This window comes from Streptomyces sp. NPDC051976 (assembly GCF_040680795.1).
In the GTDB taxonomy this organism is placed as follows: Bacteria; Actinomycetota; Actinomycetes; order Streptomycetales; family Streptomycetaceae; genus Actinacidiphila.
This window is the reverse complement of the sequence record NZ_JBFAXL010000016.1, coordinates 131,447-149,162: the sequence shown is the minus strand read 5'-3', so window position 1 is coordinate 149,162 and position 17,716 is coordinate 131,447. Positions and strand designations below refer to the sequence as shown.

The window sequence follows — 17,716 nt, the reverse complement described above, 5'->3', positions numbered from 1 at the left end:
CGGATTTCGCGGCCGGGCTGCGGGCGGTGTGTCAGGCGAGTTTGCCCATCGCGTGGATCTCGTTCACCGCGCCGGTGTCGAAGAAGCTCCAGGGGAGGTTGGCGTAGCCGCCGTTGCCCCAGTTGCTGGTGCCCCAGCTGTTCTCGATCGTCACGCCCTGGTCGTTGTAGGCCACGATGGTGATCTCGTGACCGCCGACGACCGGGTCGCTGCCGGTGTCACCGGGCGTGTAGCTGTAGTCCGACGCGGTCTGGGCGTTGAGGTCCATGAAGCTCTGCTGGACCGAGAAGCCGATCGGCACCGGCTCGCCCTGGGAGATCGCGTCCTCGATCGCGGCACGGGCCGAGGGGCCGCTGGTGGGCAGCTGGACGAAGCCCGAGAGCTTGTAGTGGGCCGCGTTGGCGGTCTCGCTGGCGTCCGGCTGGGTGGTGTAGTCCGTGGTGCCCTGCCAGTAGTCGGACTGGGTGTCGATGCCCTGCTGCTGCTCCATCTTCAGTGCGACGCTGCCGTAGGTTCCGGTGTCGTTGCCCTGGGCGATCTGCGCGTAGATGTACATCGGGGCCATCGGCGCGCCGCTGATGCCCTGTTCGTTCATCAGGATGCCGTAGCCGGAGTAGCCGGTGGCCCAGGTGACGCAGGAGCCGACCGGGCCCTGGTCGCCGGGGCTGAGGGCGTACTGGGTGAGGTCCGCGCTGGCCGGCGCCGCGCCGGAGCGGGCGAACGGCGCGATGGCCTTCAGAGCCTTGGCGGTGACCGCCGCGGAACTCACGGCGTGGTGGGCCTTGACCGCCGTCAGGTCGAGGCCGGTGGCGAAGTGCTTGTGGTGGGCCTGGTGGCCTGCCGGTGTCGCGTCGGGGGGCGTAGCGGTGGCAGTGGCGGCCAGAACCAGACAGGACGACAGCGCCAGGCTACCGGCGATGCCGACGGCTATACGGGAACGCATCTATTGAGCTCCTTGTGGGGGGACGCCGACTGCTCACGACAGCCGGCGTGCCGTATCGCGCCGCATGTGTGGGCGGCCCGGTACGGATGGCGAACATGAGGGTGCGCCCCGGTCGACGTGAGGTCGTCCGAGGCGCTGTTCACCGTATGGGCCCGGAGATGTACATGTCACGGGAGCAATATCAACTTGGCTGAAAGTCGCCACTCTGATCCCAGTAGTTGACAGCAGTCCCACGCGCGACACGCGGCCAGCCGGTTCGCCCCGCCGAACGGTGACGGGGCAGGGCGCACGTCTGGCCGAAAGACGCCGTCAGAAGTTGTACGGCTTCTCGGTGTTCCAGTTCATCACGTCGGCGTCGCTCCAACTGAACTGCGGCTTCTGGCCCTTGGTGTCGACCGAGTAGAAGGGGCCGTTGTGGCCGTCCGCGTCGCGCAGTGCCATGGCGAACGACTGCGCCGTGTGGTTCTTCGAACCGTAGGCGAACAGGTTCACCGCGCTGTACGCCTTGCCGCCGGGCTGGAGCGTGATGTGCTTGCCGCCACCGGGGTTGTCCTTCTTGGAGTGCGGCAGTGCGGCGCCGTCGACGTTTCCGCCGAGCTTCACGACCGGGTACGAGGTGACCCAGCACGGCTTGGCGCCCTCGTTCGACGCCGTGACCAGCAGGTGGTCGCCCTGCTGACCGGCGAACCGGTGCTCCGCGGTGACCAGCATCTCGTCTCCACGGCACTGCTGTGCGCCGCCGGTTGTGCCGTGGCTCGCGGACTGGTCCGTCCCGCCCGAGCCGCTCGCCGAGGGCGCCCCCTTGGCGGGGTCACCACTGTTGCCGGCGGTGCCCTTGCCGTCCCCGCCCGACGCGGAAGGGCTCTGCGTGGCGCCGGCACTGTGGTCGCCGCCGGCCGCCTTCGCGCCGTCGTCAGAGCCGCCGCAGGCGGTCAGGCCCAACGCCAGCGCGGCGGTGACGGCGGCCAGTGCGGCACAACGGGCGGTACGGCGGGCACGGTATGTGGTCATGATGAGAGCTCCCCCAAAAGAACGTCAGGACACGGCATCCCCTGCCCCCGCAGGGGGACCAGCCGCATCAGCTGTTTCGCTGCACCCCATCAGACGACACCCGCGCGGACCGAGTTCGCTCGGGCCTGTCCGCGTTCGGTAACAAGACAACTGGACGCAGGCACACCGGTGTTCACGCGTACGTGTCAGCAGTGCGCAGCGGGAGCTCAAAATGCGACAGGTGGCCCTGTGGTGGGCCACCTGTCGGGGTTGGTTCGGGGTGTGGGGGTCAGACGATGATGCGGTCGAGGTTGGGTGCTCCGGCGTTGGGGTTGGAGAATTTGATGGTGTTGTTGCCGGCTTTGAGTTGGACGGTGACGTTCTGGGTGACGACGGTGTTGTAGTCGGGTGTTTCGGGGAAGTTGACGGTCTGGTTGACGCCGTTGACGGTGAGGGTGGCGGTGCGGGGTTGGCCGACGCTCATGAAGGAGATGGCCATGGTGTAGCTGCCTGCGGCGGGTTCGGTGATGTTGTTGAAGGTCGCGGTGCCGCCGTTGCCGAGGTAGCTGAGTTTCTTGCCGCCTGAGCAGTGGGCGCAGTTCGTGATGGTGGTGCCACCGGCCAGGGTTGCTGCCTCGGCCTCGTAGGAGTTCCCGCCACCCGGAGGCGGTGACGACGGCGGAGAAGTCGTGGGCGGCGGCGTGGTCGGCGGGGTGGTGCCGCCGGTGATCTTGTTGAAGATCCGGGAGTAGGCGTATCCGGTGCCCTTGTCGTAGCTGTCGACCTCCCAGAAGGACAGCTCCTGGACGCCGTTGGTGGCGGCGAAGGACTCCAGCGTGCCGGCGTTGGCCTGGGTGAAGTTCTCGTTGTCGTCGTTCTTGCCGGCGATCGGAGTGAGGCCCATGCGCCCGTATGCCTGGGAGGTGGAGATGCCGTACAGGCTCGCGAGCTGTGCGGCGGTGCCCTTGGCCGCCGACAGGGCGTCGTTGAGGGCGTTCTCGCCGTCACCGAAGTCCATGGTCATGATGTTGACCAGGTTGACGTTGACGCCCTTGCTCTTGGCGTCCTTGAGCAGGTTGAGCGTGTCGGACTCGAGGCCGGACGGGTCGACGGCGAGGGTGTAGTCGACTTCGACGTTCGGGTTCTGTGCCTGGAGGGCGGCGAGGGCCTGGTTGCGCCGGGTGTTGGCCGCGGTGTTGCCCAGGGTGGCGCCTTCGATGTCGAAGTCGAGCCGGGTGATGCCGTACGTGTTGACCACGCTGGCGTAGGCGGCGGTGAGTGACGCGACGGACGTGCAGGTCTGCGCCAACTCCCCACCCTCCGCGCCGCCGAAGGAGATGGCGACGTCACCGCCCGCCGCCTTCAAGGCGGCGACCTGTGAAGTGAAGGCGCCCAGTGCGCTGTTTCCGGCCTCCCACTGCGGAGTGCAACCGGACTTGGGGATGAGGAACGCCAGGGTGTAGTCCTTGAGCCCGGTGGCCTTCATGTCGGCTGCCATGTCGCCTGCGGTGCCGCTGGAGAGCTCCAGGTACGGCGCGGCGTAGTGGGCCGGGAACGCGTTCGCCGCCTGAGGACTGGCACTGGCGATCGCGTTGATGCTCATCGCTACCGCTGCTGTCGGCAGTGCGGCGGCGACAAGCCCCTTGGTGAGTCGTGACCACGTCACGTATGTCCTCCAGGTGGGATCGGGACGGGGCACGCCCCGAGGGCTCAGCCGCCGGTCCGCGCTGAGGGCCGGAGCTGTGGCATGCCGGTGTTCCGGGAGAGCCGAAGCGAAGCAGGGCGCCGACGCGGGAGGAACTGCGGGATCGGACGCGTCAGCATCAACTGCCGGGGTTTCGTGGGGGGTTCGGGGTCGGGCGTTGCGTCCGCAGCGCCCGCAGTCAATATCTCCGTGGCACTCCTCGTCAAGATGCTGGAATGGAAAGTTTCCTAACAGACCAGCCTCGCCGAGGGATCGCCACCGACATGGACGTCCGTGGATCATGAGCGCGGGAAAGCGACGTGACCAGACGATTGCGTGACCGGGTCGCGACTGCTTTCATTCGTTAGGAAGTTTTCCTAACGATCGACTCGGAGGCCCCACCCGCCATGTCATCGACTCGTACGCGCCTCGCTGTGGCCGCCGCCGCGGCCCTCGCGCTCGCGGTTCCCCTCGCCGTCGGTCACGCCGACGCGACAACCCCCACAACGGTCAAGGCCGCCCCGGCCTCCGCCTCGTACACCGCCGCCGAGGTACTGGCCGGCATCAAGGCGAACTCGACCGCCGCGAACCAGGTCAACACCAAGCCGCACATCAACACCATGACCAGAGCCCAGAACGTCAACGTGTACCAGGTCGCTCCGGGCGTCTACTCGTACAGCTCGGGTATGGCCATCGACACCGACGGCAGCGACCCGGACCCCGACCCCGACCACCAGGGCGAGACCACCTGGTCGGACAGCAACGGCAAGGCCCTGGGCGCGCACCACGTGCCGTTCTACGTGCTGGGCGACGACTGCTGGGACCGCGTGAAGCCGTGCCCGCACTTCTTCTACAAGGAACACGGCATGAGCGGGCGGCAGTTCGCGCTGATGTTCTACAACGGCCACGTCATCGGCTCGATCTTCGGTGACACCCAGACCGCGAACAACCAGAGCACGTCGGACAACGACTCCCGCGAGCTCGGCGAGGCGTCCGTGAAGGCCGCCCAGCTGCTCGGCATACCCAGCAGCGGCACCACCGGCGGCGTCGACAACGGCGTGACCGTCGTGATGTTCTCCGGTGCGAACTGGGTCGTCAACGGCACCAACTCCAACCTCAACGACAACGCCCAGGCCATGGTCCAGAACGCGCTCGACACCCTCGGCGCGAGCATGAACGGCGGCGGCACCCCGCCGCCGACGACTCCTCCGCCGTCGTCACCGCCTCCGGGTGGCGGGAACTCCTACGAGGCCGAGGCAGCAACTCTGGCCGGTGGCACCACCATCACGAACTGCGCACACTGCTCGGGCGGCAAGAAACTCAGCTACCTCGGCAACGGCGGCACCGCGACCTTCAACAACATCACCGAACCCGCCGCCGGCAGCTACACCATGGCCATCTCCTTCATGAGCGTCGGCCAACCCCGCACCGCCACCCTCACCGTCAACGGCGTCAACCAGACCGTCAACTTCCCCGAAACACCCGACTACAACACCGTCGTCACCCAGAACGTCACCGTCCAACTCAAAGCCGGCAACAACACCATCAAATTCTCCAACCCCAACGCCGGAGCACCCAACCTCGACCGCATCGTCCTCTAACCCCCAACACCAACCCACCATGACCGGGTGGCCCCCCACGGGCCACCCCTCATGACCGGCACCACAAAACCCCCGGCACCAGGTCCAACCCCTGCGCCGGGGACAGAGCCGCTCGGCACGCCTGTCCCCCAGCTCTTCCCATGGCCTGCCGAAGCGTCCGGCACCGTGTCTGGCCGCACGGTGCCCTATCCCCCCACTGCCTCATGTTGGGACATCCCATGCCATCGAACAGCAAACGCCGGTTAGCGCTCGGCGGAACCCTCGCCCTGCTCGCCGCCAGCATCGCGACGGCCGGCTGGGCCGGCGTCACCGCCGGCAGCGCCGGTGCGTCCACAGTGCCCCCGGGCGTGAACCCCCCGCCCGTGCAACGGGCACTCGACCTCTCGGCCGCCAACCGGCGCGCCCCGCTGCCCGGCCTGCCCGACTGGAGCAAGGCCGGCTACCGCGGCGGCCAACCGCTGCCCGACGCCTCGGACATCAACCCCTCGACGTCCTGCCAGATCACACCGTCCCAACTGGCCTCCACCTACGGCGTGGTGCCCAATGACGGCAAGGACGACACCAACGGCATCCAGGCAGCCATCGACAAGCTCAAGAGCACCTGCTCGCCGACCAACTCGTACACCAAGCTGTCGCTGATCACATTCCCGCCAGGCGTCCTCAATGTCACCCACGAGATCGAGGTGGACGCCAACTACACGATTCTGCGGGGCTCGGGCACCGATCCGGCGACCGGCACCGCGTTCGAGTACCGCCCGGACGCCAACACCCTGTACGACGTCCTCACCCCGGACGGCACCGACTCCGACGGGGACAACATGACGTCGGGTGACGGGAAGATGGGGTGGGCCTGGCCGGGTACCGGCCTCTTCCGGGTCAGTTCCCGCACCGTCGACCCGTCGTACCAGTCGGAGTACAACTCCGCCCCGGCCAACCGCAAGGAGATCTTCCTCGGGTCGATCAACCAGCACTGGAAGGCCGGCGTCAAGCTGCGGGCCAAGCCGGGCGAGACCAAATACGCCGCCCGGCAGGGCGACACCGTCGTCTACCTGGCGACCAACGCCAAGATGACGAACCTCAAGGTCGGCGGCTTCGTGAACATGATGGCCGCCAACTCGCAGAAGTTCTACCAGTCGATGGACGCGGTCAGCGCGACGTACCCCGAAGAGAACCTGCAGATGCGGCAGCAGATCTTCACGATCAGCGCCGTCGACACCACCAACCACACGGTCACGATCGACAAGCCGCTCGAGTACGACATGCCGATCGACTCCACCTCCGACGGCTCCGCGCCGATCGACGGCTCGGTCTACGCCAGCAACGCCTCACCGCTCGTCGAGCCGGTCGTCGGCGTCGGCCTGGAGAACTTCTACATGACCCAGCCGATGTCGGGCCTCAACCAGGCCGACTCGGTGCAGAACTACGGCAACATGGACCCGCACGCCGAGATGAACGGCATCGTTCTCAAGTGGGCGGTGAACGACTGGGTGAAGGGGATCCGCAGCTACATGACCGGATCCCACCCGATCGTCACCGAAGAGGCCAAGAACGTCCAGATCCAGGACAACTTCCTGGACGGCTCGTGGAACAAGGGCGCTGGTGGCCGGGGCTACTTCCGCGGCTCCCGGGTCTGGGACTCGCTCTACGCCGACAACGTCACCCGAAACTTGCGGCACTTCACCTTCCAGTGGTCGGCGTCGGACAACGTGGCGATCGGCAACGACATCGACTCCGACTTCAACATGCACGGCGGGTACGAGCGCCGCAATCTGATCGAGCTCAACACCCAGGCCGTGCCGTACGACCACCGCGCCGGCAACTGCAAGTCCAACTGCGGTGACGACGGCGGCGGCACCACCACGCCCGACACCTCCAACTGGTACCCGATCTACTGGACCGCGGGCCAGAAGGGCGTCAAGTGGTCGGGGGCGTCCGGACCGCAGAACGTCTTCTTCGACAACACGATGACCAAGCAGCTCTCCACCGGCGGGCCGTACCAGCCGTACTACCCGCAGAAGAACACGATCTACCAGTTCGGTGTGGCCGGGCCGTCCGACGGCGCCTACCACCTGCTCGACGTGGGTGGCACGCCGATCGCCGACTGGGCGAAGAACGAGACGAAGGACTACACGGGCGGGCACGGTGTGGACGCGTCCCGGACCGACAGCGGTCAGTCGCTCTTCCTCAAGTCGGTGGCCCCGGTGAGCACGCCGACGGACACACCCACCGTCACGCCCACCGACACGTCCACCCCCACACCCACGGACACGCCCACCTCGACGCCGACGGACACTCCCACCTCGACGCCGACGACCAGCGGTCCGCCCACCTCCCCCGGAAAGTCCTACGAAGCGGAGAAGGCGGTCCTGGGCACCGGCACCACGGTCACCAGCTGCGCGCACTGCTCCGGCGGCAAGAAGATCAGCTTCCTGGGCAGCGCCACCTTCTCGGTGACCGCGCCGACGGACGGCACCTATCCGATGACCGTCTACTTCATGAGCGTCGGCAGCGTCCACAGCGCGACCGTGACCGCGGGCGGCGCCACCCAGACGGTGAACTTCCCGTCGACACCGGACTACAACACCGTCGTCACCCTGAAGGTCTCGGTGTCCCTGCGGGCCGGAACCAACTCCGTCGTCATCGCCAACACGGCGGGCACCGGACCCAACCTCGACCGCATCAAGATCTGACCCACCCACGCCCCGGGGCCACCCGTGCCCCGGGGCACTTTCTTGCGATCGCGCACCGCCGAGGCGAGTGGTGGCCGTCACTCCGGATCACGGAATGGAGCGAGGTGATTGAGGGCTGAACCGATCGAAGGGCCGCGCATCCCTCGGGCCCCTGTGACAAGGAAGTTGAGCGCATGTACAAGAACATCCTCGCCGCCGTCGACGGATCGGCGCACGGCGCCGCGGTGCTGGACTCCGTCGTCTCCCTCGCCAAGCTCACGGGCGCGAGCGTGCACGTCATCCACATCCGTCCCGAGCAGGTCATCGGTGACGGGATCAGCGGGGCCGTCGTCGTACCCGTCGAGGAGGGGGACGCGGGGCGGCAGGTCGTCGACGAGGCGCTGGGGCGTCTGCGGGCCGAGGGGATCACCGCCGAGGGCGAGGTGGACGAGGGCCTGCGGGAGGAACTTGCCGCGATCCTCGTGGAGCGTGCCGAGGCTCTCGGCAGCGACCTGATCGCGGTCGGCCCCGGGCACTACCGGGGTATCGCCGCCCTGCTGCACGCCAGCGTGAGCCACAGCGTGGCCAAGGCCGCTCCCGTCTCCGTCCTGCTGGTCCGCGGCGACTCCTGAGCCGTCACGCACGTCCGACCGCCGTTCCCACCGGGGTGCCCGGCGGGAACGGCGGTCGGCGTGGGAGGTGCGCCGCTGTGGGGCGGGGTCAGCCGGCCAGCCGCTTGGTGGCCGCGGCCGCGATGCCCTTGATGTAGCCGGGGTCGTCGGTGGGCTGCCCGGTGAGTTCGAGGATGCCGAAGTCGTGGCCCGCGCGGATCACCACGGCGCCGCCGCTGACCGCGCCGTCGCCGTTGAACGACGGGTACCAGGTGGCCTCCCCGCCCTGGACGGTCAGGGAGTGGCCCGCCCCGTAGTGCCAGTGGCCCGCGGGCTCGTTCTGGCAGTCGCGCACGAGCCGGTTGAGCTGCTTCTCGTACGAGACCGCGGACGCGACGGTCGCACCGTCCGCGACGGATTCGGTCAGAAAAGTGCCGGCGGTGTCGAAGGTCCACGACACGTCGGCGTAGGCGGCGGCCTTCCCCTTGGTCAGCGCGCGCATCGTCTCCTCGCCCGAGCACGCCGAGAGCGCCTGCTTCCCGGTCAGGTCGACAGTCGCGCCGACCGGAGCCAGGCCCTGCTGGAAGAAGTCCTCGCTCTGGACCAGCTTCGCCGAGCCGAGGCCGGGCTGTGCGACGGCGGCAGGCGCGGCCGCCGGTCGGCCGTGGGATCGCGCGTCCGTGGCCCCGGCGGCGGAAGCCGTGCCGGCGGCGACCGCGATCACGGCCGCGCCCGCGATGGCCGCCTTCCGCGCGGTACGACCGCGGCGCGAGAACGTGCTGGTGGATTCCCCGTTGTCGGACATGTCATCTCCTGTGTGGTCACGACGCGATTCGCGTCCTTGTACGTAGGGAGAGATGCCGGTCGCGCGGCGGATGTTGGACGGCAGTGCGCCTGCGTGGTGTGAGCTACATCACACCCGCTGAACCGGGTCCCGGTGGCGGCCTCAGAGTCGGCCGACCGCCGCACGGACGAGGCGGTTCATCGCGGCCGTGCCCAGGCACGCCTCGACCTCAAGAACCCCGTAGTGGGAACCGTTCCGCAGGACGGCCAGTCCTCCGCACGGCTCCTTGCCACGTGGCGCGGTCCCCGTGGTGTTCAGATCACCCTGGTACGTGCCCATCCAGCTCCCCGTGATGCCGGGTGCGACAGCAACCGTGTGCGTCGGTCCGTAGACCCAGTGGGTGGCCGGTTCCTCCTGGCACTGCACGTCCTCCAGCAGGAGGCGCTCAGCGAAGTTCTGGGCCAGTTCGGGGCTGCTGGCTTCAGCTGCGACTTCGTGCGCGACCTCGTCCTGGTCCGCGCGCGTCCTCAACCCGCGGATGTGCGCGTTCCGCTCTCCCAGGGTCTCGCCGAGGGACGTCTCCCCCGTGCAGGCCGCGGTGGCGTACGTACCGTCCCCTACGGAGTCCTGGACATGGATGGGCTGCGCGTACCCGGCCTCCTTGAGGTCGGCCGCCGTCACCATGTTCCGGTTGGTCATCGGCCCGCTCGCGGGCGTCGGTGTCGGCGTCGGCGTCGGCGTGGGTTTCGGCGTGGAAGAGCCGTCGGCCGGCGAGGACGACGCCACGACCGGCGTCGGCGTCGCAGCGGAACGAGCGGGCAGGACGAACTCGCCGGTCAGCAGACCGAGTGCGACGGCCGTTGCCAGGATGGCCACGATGGCCGGAGTCCGCACAGCGACACCTCCCCTCCCCCGTACCTCAGACGCCGCCGAGACGTCCCCGCATGAATCGGCGCGCCTGATGGATACGGTCCTTGACCGTCCCCAAGGGAGCGCCCGTGATCTCGGCGACCTGGCCATAGGTCAGGTCCCCGAGATCACGCAGCACAAAGGACTCCACCAGGGCCGGATGCCGCTCCTCGAGCTCCGCCAGCGCTTCCATGAGGCCCAGCCGGGTCCCCACGATGACGCTGGTCGTTCGGGGGTCGACGTCGTCAGGAACGGCCGCGTGACTGTCCTCCGCGCGCCTGCGCATCGAACGATACGTGGACCGGGCGGCGTTCGAGGCGATCACCGTCACCCACCCGAGGAACGAGCCCCGGCCGTGGTACTCCGGCAGATGTGTGCTGATCGACAGCAGGGCGTCCTGCGCGGCCTCTTCGGCGTCGGCGTGGTGCGGCAGGAACCTGGAGCAGCGGCGCATGACCACCGGCCGGAGCTTGACGAGGAGGCGGTCCAGGGACTCCCGGTCGCCTGCCTGGGCGGACGCCACAAGCGCTGCCAGGTCGTCCTCGTCGTCCACCCTGCTTCTTCCGTTTCCGTCCGAGCCGACTACCGCGTGGGCAACCCGCGTTTGCCGGCTCCACCGTCTACGGCAGAATGTTGCCACATGCGGAAGCTGGGTCGTTACCTCCTCGAGGACAGGCTGGGAGCCGGTTCGTTCGCCACCGTGTGGAAGGCATACGATCCCGAACTCGACACGGACGTCGCGGTCAAGGTGCTGGCCGACAACTGGGCGTCGAACGCCGACGTGCGGGAGCGGTTCCTGGCCGAGGCGAGGCTGCTGCGCAGGCTCTCCAGTCCCCGCGTGGTGCGGGTCCACGACGTCGGTGTCCAGGACGAGCGGCCCTACTTCGTCATGGACTACGTCCAGGGCGGCACGCTGGCCGAGAAGATCGGGCACTGCCGTCCCCAGGAGGCGCTCCGCCTGGCGGCCGAGGCCGGATACGCCGTGCAGGTGCTCCACGACGCGGGCATCATCCACCGTGACGTCAAGCCGTCGAACCTCCTGCTCAACACCGGCCGCGCACCCCATGCCGTACTCGTCGCGGACCTCGGCAGCGCCAAGCAGGCCGCCGACGCCTCGGGGCTGACCGTGACCACCGGCACCCCCGCCTACATGGCGCCCGAACAGGCCTTCCAGACCACCGGATTCGACAGCCGCGCAGACGTGTACGCCCTCGGCGTCGTCACCTTCGAGCTGCTGACCGGAAACAAGCCCTTCGGTACCGGCGGTCGCGTCGCGACCCTCACCCCGGAGCAGGCGGCAAAGGCCCCCTCGCCGACGATCCGCGCGGACCTGGAGGTTCCCGACGCCGTCCGCGCGCTCCTTGATGCCGCCCTGTCCGCGGATCCCGACGACCGGCCGGACACCGCCCAGGCATTCGCGGACGCGCTGCTGTCACCGCGGGAGGTAGAAGAGCCCCCTGCCGGGCCCGCACAGCCCACCCGCCCCTCGAGCCCTGCGGTCTGGCTCGCGGCGGTCGTCGTCTTCCTGGTGACCACGGCGGTCACCTGGCTGCTCCGCTGAGCGTGCTCAGGTCCGCGCCGATGTCGTGATCAACGACGCTTTCCGCGACGGGAGGTGCGTCTGAGACCACACGCGGGCGGAAGTGACGACTCCGCGACAATCCGGTCACACAACCGTCGAACGGGAGGTGACAACCCGGGGCCGGAGCCGCGTGTCCAACTGTCGAAGAGCGAGGCGGGATCGGTCCACATCCCCCCAAGGTGTGCGTGTGCGCGGCGCGGTCGGCTGTCGAGGCCGGGGCGCCGACTCGGAACGGCGCGAACGCGGAACCGGGCTCCGGACAAGTAGGGAGTGAGCGAGGAGCCCGAGGAGATCACCAGTGGATGACCTGACCGCGCTGCGGCTGTGCGTGACCCGTCGCGATCACCCGTACCGGCAAGCCTGAGGAGGCGAGACAGTTGATGGCACTCGATCGGGTCGCGGCGGAGTCGGCGTTCCTGCACCTCCTCGTCGAGCAGTTGCGGCCGTCCGCACCGGACGGTCACCTCGCGTTGGTCAAGCTCCTGGACCACATCGCGGGGATGGTCGGCGGCCACGCGGCGGTCATCACGCCCGATACCAGGGTGATCGGCCGGGACGACGCCTCGTCGAGTCTGCTGCGCGCCCATGGTTCCGCCACCGCCAAGAGGGTGCGGGAGGGGGCGCTGGGTGCCGCGTGCCTCGTACTGCCCGGCTCCTATGTGCAGATCGTGGGGATCGGCAGCCTCCGGCCGCGCCCGGTGATCCTGGTCGCGGGCCGGGCCCAGTACCCGAGGTGGGTGGCGGACCTGGTCAACTACGCGGCGCTGGCGCTGGGCGCGTCGAGCACGCCGTCCCGTCTGGCACGCGGGGAACACGAGCTCGCCCCCGCTGTCCACACCGCGCGTGCGGCGATTCTGACCCACCTGATGGCCGGCGACGTGACGGCGGCGCGCAGGCTCGCCCGCCCTGTCCTCCCGGGCGTTCTCGACACGTCGCCGACGCGGGTGTTCCTCGTCGAGTGTCCGCCGGGCAGCAGAACCCTGTCCCTCGAATCCTGCCGGCGCGCTCTCGCGGGCGCCGCCCTGGCCGCCGCGGATCCGCACTGCCCCGATCATGTGGTGGTCGTCGCTCCCCCACCTCGGTCCCCTCACACCGACGAGGTCAGGAGGGCGCTCAAGGAACTGGTGGAGGCCCGTTCCATTGCCGCCGTGGGCGAGAGTGGGCCCGTGGAGCTGGATCGGTTCCGTGATGCCTACGACATGGCGGCGCGGGCACTCAGGGTGGCTCGGCGCCGGCCGGAACGCATCGCTCTGCACAGCGACGGAAAGCAGTTGGCCCAGCACCTGCCCGACAGCGCCAGAGGCTGGGCTCAGGCGTATCTCACGCCCTTTCAGGAGCTGTCGGACGAGGAACGGTTCGACCTGCTCTCGATCGTGGGAGAAGTCCTGCACACCGGACACGCGGCCGCCGCGGAGAAGATCAGCCTGAACCGCAAGACGGTGGCCGCTCGTTGGAACCGCGCCGGATCGGTCCTCGGAGTCGACCTCCGCGACATGCGGGTGAGGGCCGAGCTCAACCTCGCGCTGGAGCTGGCACAGACGCAGTCGCAGTCGGCCCCCGGCGGTACGCGGGAGCCCGCACTCTCGCTGGCGGAGATTCTCCACTCTCCTGCCGCCCTGGCCTGGGCCCAGGAGCTCACCGCACCTTTACGGAGGGACGCGCGTCCGCTCCTGCGCACGGTGACGGCATGGATAGCCGCGAACGGCCGGATCGAGGAGTGCGCGCAGCACCTTGACGCGCATCCCAACACCGTGCGCAATCATCTCGCCGCGTGCGAGCGGCTGTTGGGCCGTCGGCTGGTCGGCCGTTCAGGAGGCGCGCACGATCTCGTGATCGCCCTGCGCATCCAGTCGGCGGCCCGGCGAGGACGCTGACGAGCCTCACCGCAGGGGGTGCCGACTCCCGCTCAGCTCTTCTCGAAGCGCGACGGCACGGGGAAGTACGCGCTCAGGAAGGCGTGCAGCACCCGGTCCTGCTCGGCGGCGGGCACTTCCGCGTCGGGGGACTCGCCGATGCAGAAGGTGTCGTGGTTGCGCGTGGCCAGCAGGTGGCTCAGCACGGAGTGGTGCCCGTAGTCGCCCGCGTTGACGTAGCGGCACGACACCGCTCCTGGCGCCGAGCGCCCGGTCAGGTAGCCGTAGTGGTGGTGGAGCGAGGAGACGATCGAGAGGTCGCGGTTGCCTCGGAACGGATTGGCGGCCGTCCGTGCCACCTCTTGGGGAAACCGCTCGGCGATATCGGCCAGGACGCTGCGGCGCAACGGGTGCGGGGCGTGCAGGAATCCGTGGGTCGCGGTGCGTCCGAAGGCCCGCTCCAGCAGCGCGCGGTTGTTCTTGGCCGCCGCGAAGTAGCCCTCGTCATCCGGGGACGGTTCGCTCGGGGGGACCGCGGTCGGTGAGCGGAAGAACTTCGCCACGCCGTTGCTCTGGAAGAACGACTGCGCGGACAGCGGGCGCCCGATGAACACGTCGTCGTTGAGGTACAGGAAGTGTTCGGCGAGCCCGTCGATCCGGTGGAGCTGGCTCTCGATGGCGTGCGAGTTGAAGGTGGGCAGCCAGGCCGGGTTCTCGAAGATGTCCCGGTGGCTCACCACCCTGATGCCGGGCCGGCCGGTGTCCAGCCACGCCGGAGTCTGGTCGTCGGTGACGAGGTAGATGGTGCGTATCCACGGGGCGAACATCGCCAGCGAGCGCAGGGAGTAGCGCAGTTCGTCGCGGTTGCGGAAGCGGACGTCGCCGCCGTCCGCTTCCTGGGTGGCCATGCCCAGGCGTCCGCGCGCCGTGTCGCGGCGGGTCCGCCAGTCCGGGTCGGTGTCGTCGACCCAGGTGTAGACCGCGTCCACGGGGAAGTCGACCTGCCACATGAGCGGTTTGGTGAACTGCGCCAGTGTGGGGTAGTCGCGCCCGCCGACGCGGAGCTTCGCCGTAGCCTCCAGCGACGGCAGCCGGTTGCCGAGCAGGGTCGCGCCCCGGGGGGCCGCCCGCCAGCCGTCGTCCTCCAGCGCCCAGAACTCGATGGTGCAGCCGTACGCCGGGCCGTAGCGCAGGGTGCGGCTGGTGGTGGTGACGGGTTTGAACACGCGCAGGCCCGCGATCTCACCGACCCCGCCCAGGCGTTCGGCGAGGACGGCGCCGGGTGCGGCGCCCCGTGGGGTGATCAGCTCGGCATACACCGGCTCGCCGTGCAGTGCGGCGGCCAGCGCGTCCCGTACGCGGCCGCGTTCCTCGACGGGAACCGCCAGGCGGTGGGCGGGGCCGTCGGCGCGCAGCAGGACGTACGGGATTCCGGCGTCCTCCAGCACGGTGGAGGCGATCTCCAGGTTGGTCTGTGTCATGAGGGGGCCGCTGATGTCGTCGCGTTCCTCGGCGAGCCGCCCGGCAGAGCGGATCAGCGAGCGGTTCTGTGCCTGGAGGAGCACCTCGCGGGCCTTCTGCTCGTCGGAGGAGTCGGGCAGGTGCGAGACAGGTGCCGCGACGCTGAAGTCGCGGGTGCCGCCCGCCGCGAGCCGCAGCGCGACGCGGTCCGCGCGGTCGGCCAGGCGCTGCGGGCTGTCGCGGCGGGCGACCAGGCGGGTGAGGAGGTCCTCCCATCGCGCGGTGACCGTCCGGCTGCCGAACCTTTCGTAGACGCCCTCGCGGGCCGCCTCGCCCATGGCACGCCGCTGCCGGTCGTCACCCATGAGCTGTGACATCGCGGCGGCCAGCGACGCGACGTCACCGGAGGGCACCAGCAGGCCGTCCACACCGTGGCGGATGATCTCGGCCGGGCCCGTCACGATGTCGTACGCGACGACCGGCACACCTGCGGCGAACACCTCCAGCAGGACGAGGGGGAAGGCTTCGTTGCGCGACGGCAGCAGGCACAGGGCCGCCTTGGCCCACTCCTCCTCCATCGTCTGTGACCTGCCGACGAGTTCGACCCGCAGGTGCAACCCCAGGCCCTCGACCAGATGCCGGAGCCGCACTTCCTGCGGGCCGTCGCCGAGGATCCGCAACCGCCAGTCGGGGAAGTCGTCGGCGATCTCGCGGAATGCCCGGATCGCGTGGTCCAGTTGCTTCTCCGGTGTCATCCGCGCGGCGAGGACGAGCGCTCTGCCGTCCAGGTCGGCCCGCGGGCGGTAGCCGTCGGGCACGGCGTTGGGAATGACCGCGAGCTCGGGAGCCGACGCCCCCAGCGAGTCGGCGAACCAGTCGTTCGTACGGTTCGTCAGCGACACCAGGGCGTCGATCCGCGGTGCGCACGCCAGAAGCGGCTCGCCCGAGACACCGCGCAGTTGCGAAGCGCGGTGTTCCTCGTGCACGGTGACCACCCGCGCCGGGACGAGTGCGGCGGCCGCGGCCATCAGCGCGGGCGTGGTGGTGATGAGGACGTCGCAGTCGAGGGCGCCGAGGGCTGCGGTCATCTCGATGTCCGAGAGCCGGTCGAAGGTGGGCTCCCACGCCGGCTTGACGATCTCGCTGGGCAGCGACGCGAGCGTGCGGCATGCCGCTGCGTCGAGGGCCGTGCGGCGGGTCGGACGTTCACAGGGACCCGTTCTGTCCACCAGGTAGCGGCGCTCGACCTGCTGGGCGATGGCGAAGAACGGCTCGGAACGGGTCTTGAAGACGCTCAGCACCTCGACATCGTGCCGGGGTGCGAGATGGACCGCCTGGGTGTAGGCGGCCATTTCCGTGCCGCCCATCTCGTCGCCCCAGGTGAGCAGAAAGGTGATTCTCATGCGTCCTCATCGGCAGTGGAGTCGGCGGTGGTTGCATCGGCGGTGACATCGGCGGGTGCGTCGGCGGTGAAGTCCGCACAGGCCACCGCGAGGGCTCCGGCCGGTGTGACATAGGCGTGGACCCGCACCAGCGAGCCGCCCTCAAGGGCGACGATGCGGTAGGGCGTACGGAAGACCCGCTTGGGGTGCCGCACGTCGGTCAGACGGCGTGCGACCTTCAGCCGGGTCCGGCCGGCCGTCAGGTAGGCATCCCAGGTGCGCTCGGTGCGCTGTCCCCGGGTGATCGCGGCCAGGGGCAGATCGAAGGTGAAACGGTCGCCGTCCCACACCGTTTCGGCGGCGATCGTGCGGCCGGTGCCGCGCCGACGCACTTCGGCGGAGAACCGCTGGGCGGGCTGCCGGCGGCCCAGTAGACGTCCGCGTACGGTCACCCGGTCCCAGCGGAGGTCGAAGTCGACGAGCTCCGCGTGCTGCGCCGGGCCGGAGACCTTGAGCAGCGCCCGGCCGTTCACCGAACGCATCAGGCGGAAGACCGCGCCGCTGTACGGGCAGGGCGGATGGGAGACGGTCGGTCCCTCGCTCACGCGCCGCTCGACCGCCGCGAGATCGACACGAGTCTCACGGCCGTCGTCGTGGACAAGTGCCGCTGAGAACCGCCACAGACCACCGCGCAGGACCATGGATGAAGGGCGGCCGTGGTCAGGAGCGGCAGAACGGCCCTGCGGCCCGTCGCCATGACGCAACGTCACGGTCGCGGTGAGCAGCGTGCCGTCCGCCCCGTGCCGTTCCCGCACCAGTGGGGTGGACATCCGCTCTGCGCCGCGGACCAGTTCCAGGCGCGCACCGGCGACGTCCTCATCACTCCCCCGCAGGGGGATCGCCACGTTCAGAGTGCGTCCGCCGAGTACGGACAGATGCACCGGGACCAGCATCGGCCGCGGGCGCACCGTGGTGCCCACCGTGGGGACGGTGGTGATCCGCTGGACCCGGCGCCGTATCCGCGCCGCTGCCGATCTCGCCTGCTGCGCGGTCTTCACCGCATAGGGCAGAAGGAATTCGCTCACGGTCGCCGGGACACCCCGTCTCTCTCATCCCGTTCCGTTGGTTTCACCATCTGTCACGTGCGCGGAGGGAAGACCGGGGACGCGTAGGTTCTGGCCGCCTGACACCGCACGAGAAAGAGAAGCGTAACTCCTCAGCCGCCGCCGGATTCGGCCTCCGGACAA

General features: G+C 69.3%; 13 protein-coding genes. 5 read left to right on the top strand and 8 right to left on the bottom strand.

Features of this window, described 5'->3' with window-relative positions; genetic code table 11:
- Positions 1–31: 31 nt before the first annotated feature.
- The 3 genes from AB0M29_RS18760 to AB0M29_RS18750 all read right to left on the bottom strand — a co-directional run bounded on the left by AB0M29_RS18760 (position 32) and on the right by AB0M29_RS18750 (position 3,599).
- On the bottom strand, positions 32–943 hold the full coding sequence (locus AB0M29_RS18760) for a C1 family peptidase (RefSeq protein WP_365383830.1): 912 nt from the start codon (positions 941–943) through the stop codon (positions 32–34).
- Positions 944–1,252: 309 nt separating this feature from the next.
- Positions 1,253–1,954 (bottom strand): DUF4232 domain-containing protein, encoded by a 702-nt coding sequence (locus AB0M29_RS18755; RefSeq protein WP_365383829.1) that lies wholly within the window; start codon positions 1,952–1,954, stop codon positions 1,253–1,255.
- Positions 1,955–2,222: 268 nt separating this feature from the next.
- Entirely contained in the window at positions 2,223–3,599 is a 1,377-nt protein-coding gene (locus AB0M29_RS18750; protein ID WP_365383827.1) for a CBM35 domain-containing protein, read from the bottom strand.
- A gap of 452 nt (positions 3,600–4,051) precedes the next feature.
- On the opposite strand from AB0M29_RS18750, the gene AB0M29_RS18745 reads away from it, so the two are divergent.
- The 3 genes from AB0M29_RS18745 to AB0M29_RS18735 all read left to right on the top strand — a co-directional run bounded on the left by AB0M29_RS18745 (position 4,052) and on the right by AB0M29_RS18735 (position 8,519).
- Positions 4,052–5,218 carry a glycoside hydrolase family 75 protein gene (locus AB0M29_RS18745; RefSeq protein ID WP_365383825.1) on the top strand — a complete coding sequence of 389 codons (1,167 nt, stop codon included), beginning with the start codon at positions 4,052–4,054 and terminating at the stop codon, positions 5,216–5,218.
- A gap of 218 nt (positions 5,219–5,436) precedes the next feature.
- The gene (locus AB0M29_RS18740; protein ID WP_365383823.1) at positions 5,437–7,908 is read left to right on the top strand and encodes a hypothetical protein; all 2,472 of its coding nucleotides are present in this window, start codon (positions 5,437–5,439) and stop codon (positions 7,906–7,908) included.
- Between the two features lie 173 nt (positions 7,909–8,081).
- Positions 8,082–8,519 carry a universal stress protein gene (locus AB0M29_RS18735; protein WP_365383822.1) on the top strand — a complete coding sequence of 146 codons (438 nt, stop codon included), beginning with the start codon at positions 8,082–8,084 and terminating at the stop codon, positions 8,517–8,519.
- Positions 8,520–8,607: 88 nt separating this feature from the next.
- On the opposite strand, the gene AB0M29_RS18730 is transcribed toward AB0M29_RS18735, so the two are convergent.
- The 3 genes from AB0M29_RS18730 to AB0M29_RS18720 all read right to left on the bottom strand — a co-directional run bounded on the left by AB0M29_RS18730 (position 8,608) and on the right by AB0M29_RS18720 (position 10,744).
- Positions 8,608–9,303, bottom strand: coding sequence for a hypothetical protein (locus AB0M29_RS18730; RefSeq protein ID WP_365383820.1), 696 nt, complete (start codon positions 9,301–9,303; stop codon positions 8,608–8,610).
- A 141-nt stretch (positions 9,304–9,444) separates the two neighbouring features.
- Entirely contained in the window at positions 9,445–10,176 is a 732-nt protein-coding gene (locus tag AB0M29_RS18725) for a hypothetical protein (protein ID WP_365383818.1), read from the bottom strand.
- Between the two features lie 25 nt (positions 10,177–10,201).
- Entirely contained in the window at positions 10,202–10,744 is a 543-nt protein-coding gene (locus AB0M29_RS18720) for an RNA polymerase sigma factor (protein ID WP_365383816.1), read from the bottom strand.
- A gap of 87 nt (positions 10,745–10,831) precedes the next feature.
- Between AB0M29_RS18720 and AB0M29_RS18715 the strand changes: the two genes are divergently transcribed.
- Positions 10,832–11,752, top strand: a complete 921-nt coding sequence (locus tag AB0M29_RS18715; RefSeq protein ID WP_365383814.1) for a serine/threonine-protein kinase — start codon at positions 10,832–10,834, stop codon at positions 11,750–11,752.
- Positions 11,753–12,153: 401 nt separating this feature from the next.
- Positions 12,154–13,647 carry a helix-turn-helix domain-containing protein gene (locus tag AB0M29_RS18710; protein ID WP_365383812.1) on the top strand — a complete coding sequence of 498 codons (1,494 nt, stop codon included), beginning with the start codon at positions 12,154–12,156 and terminating at the stop codon, positions 13,645–13,647.
- A 32-nt stretch (positions 13,648–13,679) separates the two neighbouring features.
- Here the strand turns inward: AB0M29_RS18710 and AB0M29_RS18705 are convergent, their stop codons facing one another.
- Both AB0M29_RS18705 and AB0M29_RS18700 read right to left on the bottom strand, forming a co-directional pair.
- Positions 13,680–16,490 (bottom strand): stealth conserved region 3 domain-containing protein, encoded by a 2,811-nt coding sequence (locus AB0M29_RS18705; RefSeq protein ID WP_365383811.1) that lies wholly within the window; start codon positions 16,488–16,490, stop codon positions 13,680–13,682.
- A complete protein-coding gene (locus AB0M29_RS18700; protein WP_365383809.1) occupies positions 16,487–17,554 on the bottom strand; it encodes a hypothetical protein in 1,068 nt (355 codons plus the stop codon). The genes AB0M29_RS18705 and AB0M29_RS18700 overlap by 4 nt, the downstream gene beginning before the upstream one ends.
- Positions 17,555–17,716 lie beyond the last annotated feature (162 nt).

Excerpts from the sequence above, each read along its gene's own strand:
- AB0M29_RS18760 (WP_365383830.1), bottom strand. The coding sequence starts at position 943 with ATGCGTTCCCGTATAGCCGTCGGCATCGCCGGTAGCCTGGCGCTGTCG.
- AB0M29_RS18755 (WP_365383829.1), bottom strand. The coding sequence starts at position 1,954 with ATGACCACATACCGTGCCCGCCGTACCGCCCGTTGTGCCGCACTGGCC.
- AB0M29_RS18740 (WP_365383823.1), top strand. The coding sequence starts at position 5,437 with ATGCCATCGAACAGCAAACGCCGGTTAGCGCTCGGCGGAACCCTCGCC.
- AB0M29_RS18735 (WP_365383822.1), top strand. The coding sequence starts at position 8,082 with ATGTACAAGAACATCCTCGCCGCCGTCGACGGATCGGCGCACGGCGCC.
- AB0M29_RS18730 (WP_365383820.1), bottom strand. The coding sequence starts at position 9,303 with ATGTCCGACAACGGGGAATCCACCAGCACGTTCTCGCGCCGCGGTCGT.
- AB0M29_RS18715 (WP_365383814.1), top strand. The coding sequence starts at position 10,832 with ATGCGGAAGCTGGGTCGTTACCTCCTCGAGGACAGGCTGGGAGCCGGT.
- AB0M29_RS18710 (WP_365383812.1), top strand. The coding sequence starts at position 12,154 with ATGGCACTCGATCGGGTCGCGGCGGAGTCGGCGTTCCTGCACCTCCTC.
- AB0M29_RS18705 (WP_365383811.1), bottom strand. The coding sequence starts at position 16,490 with ATGAGAATCACCTTTCTGCTCACCTGGGGCGACGAGATGGGCGGCACG.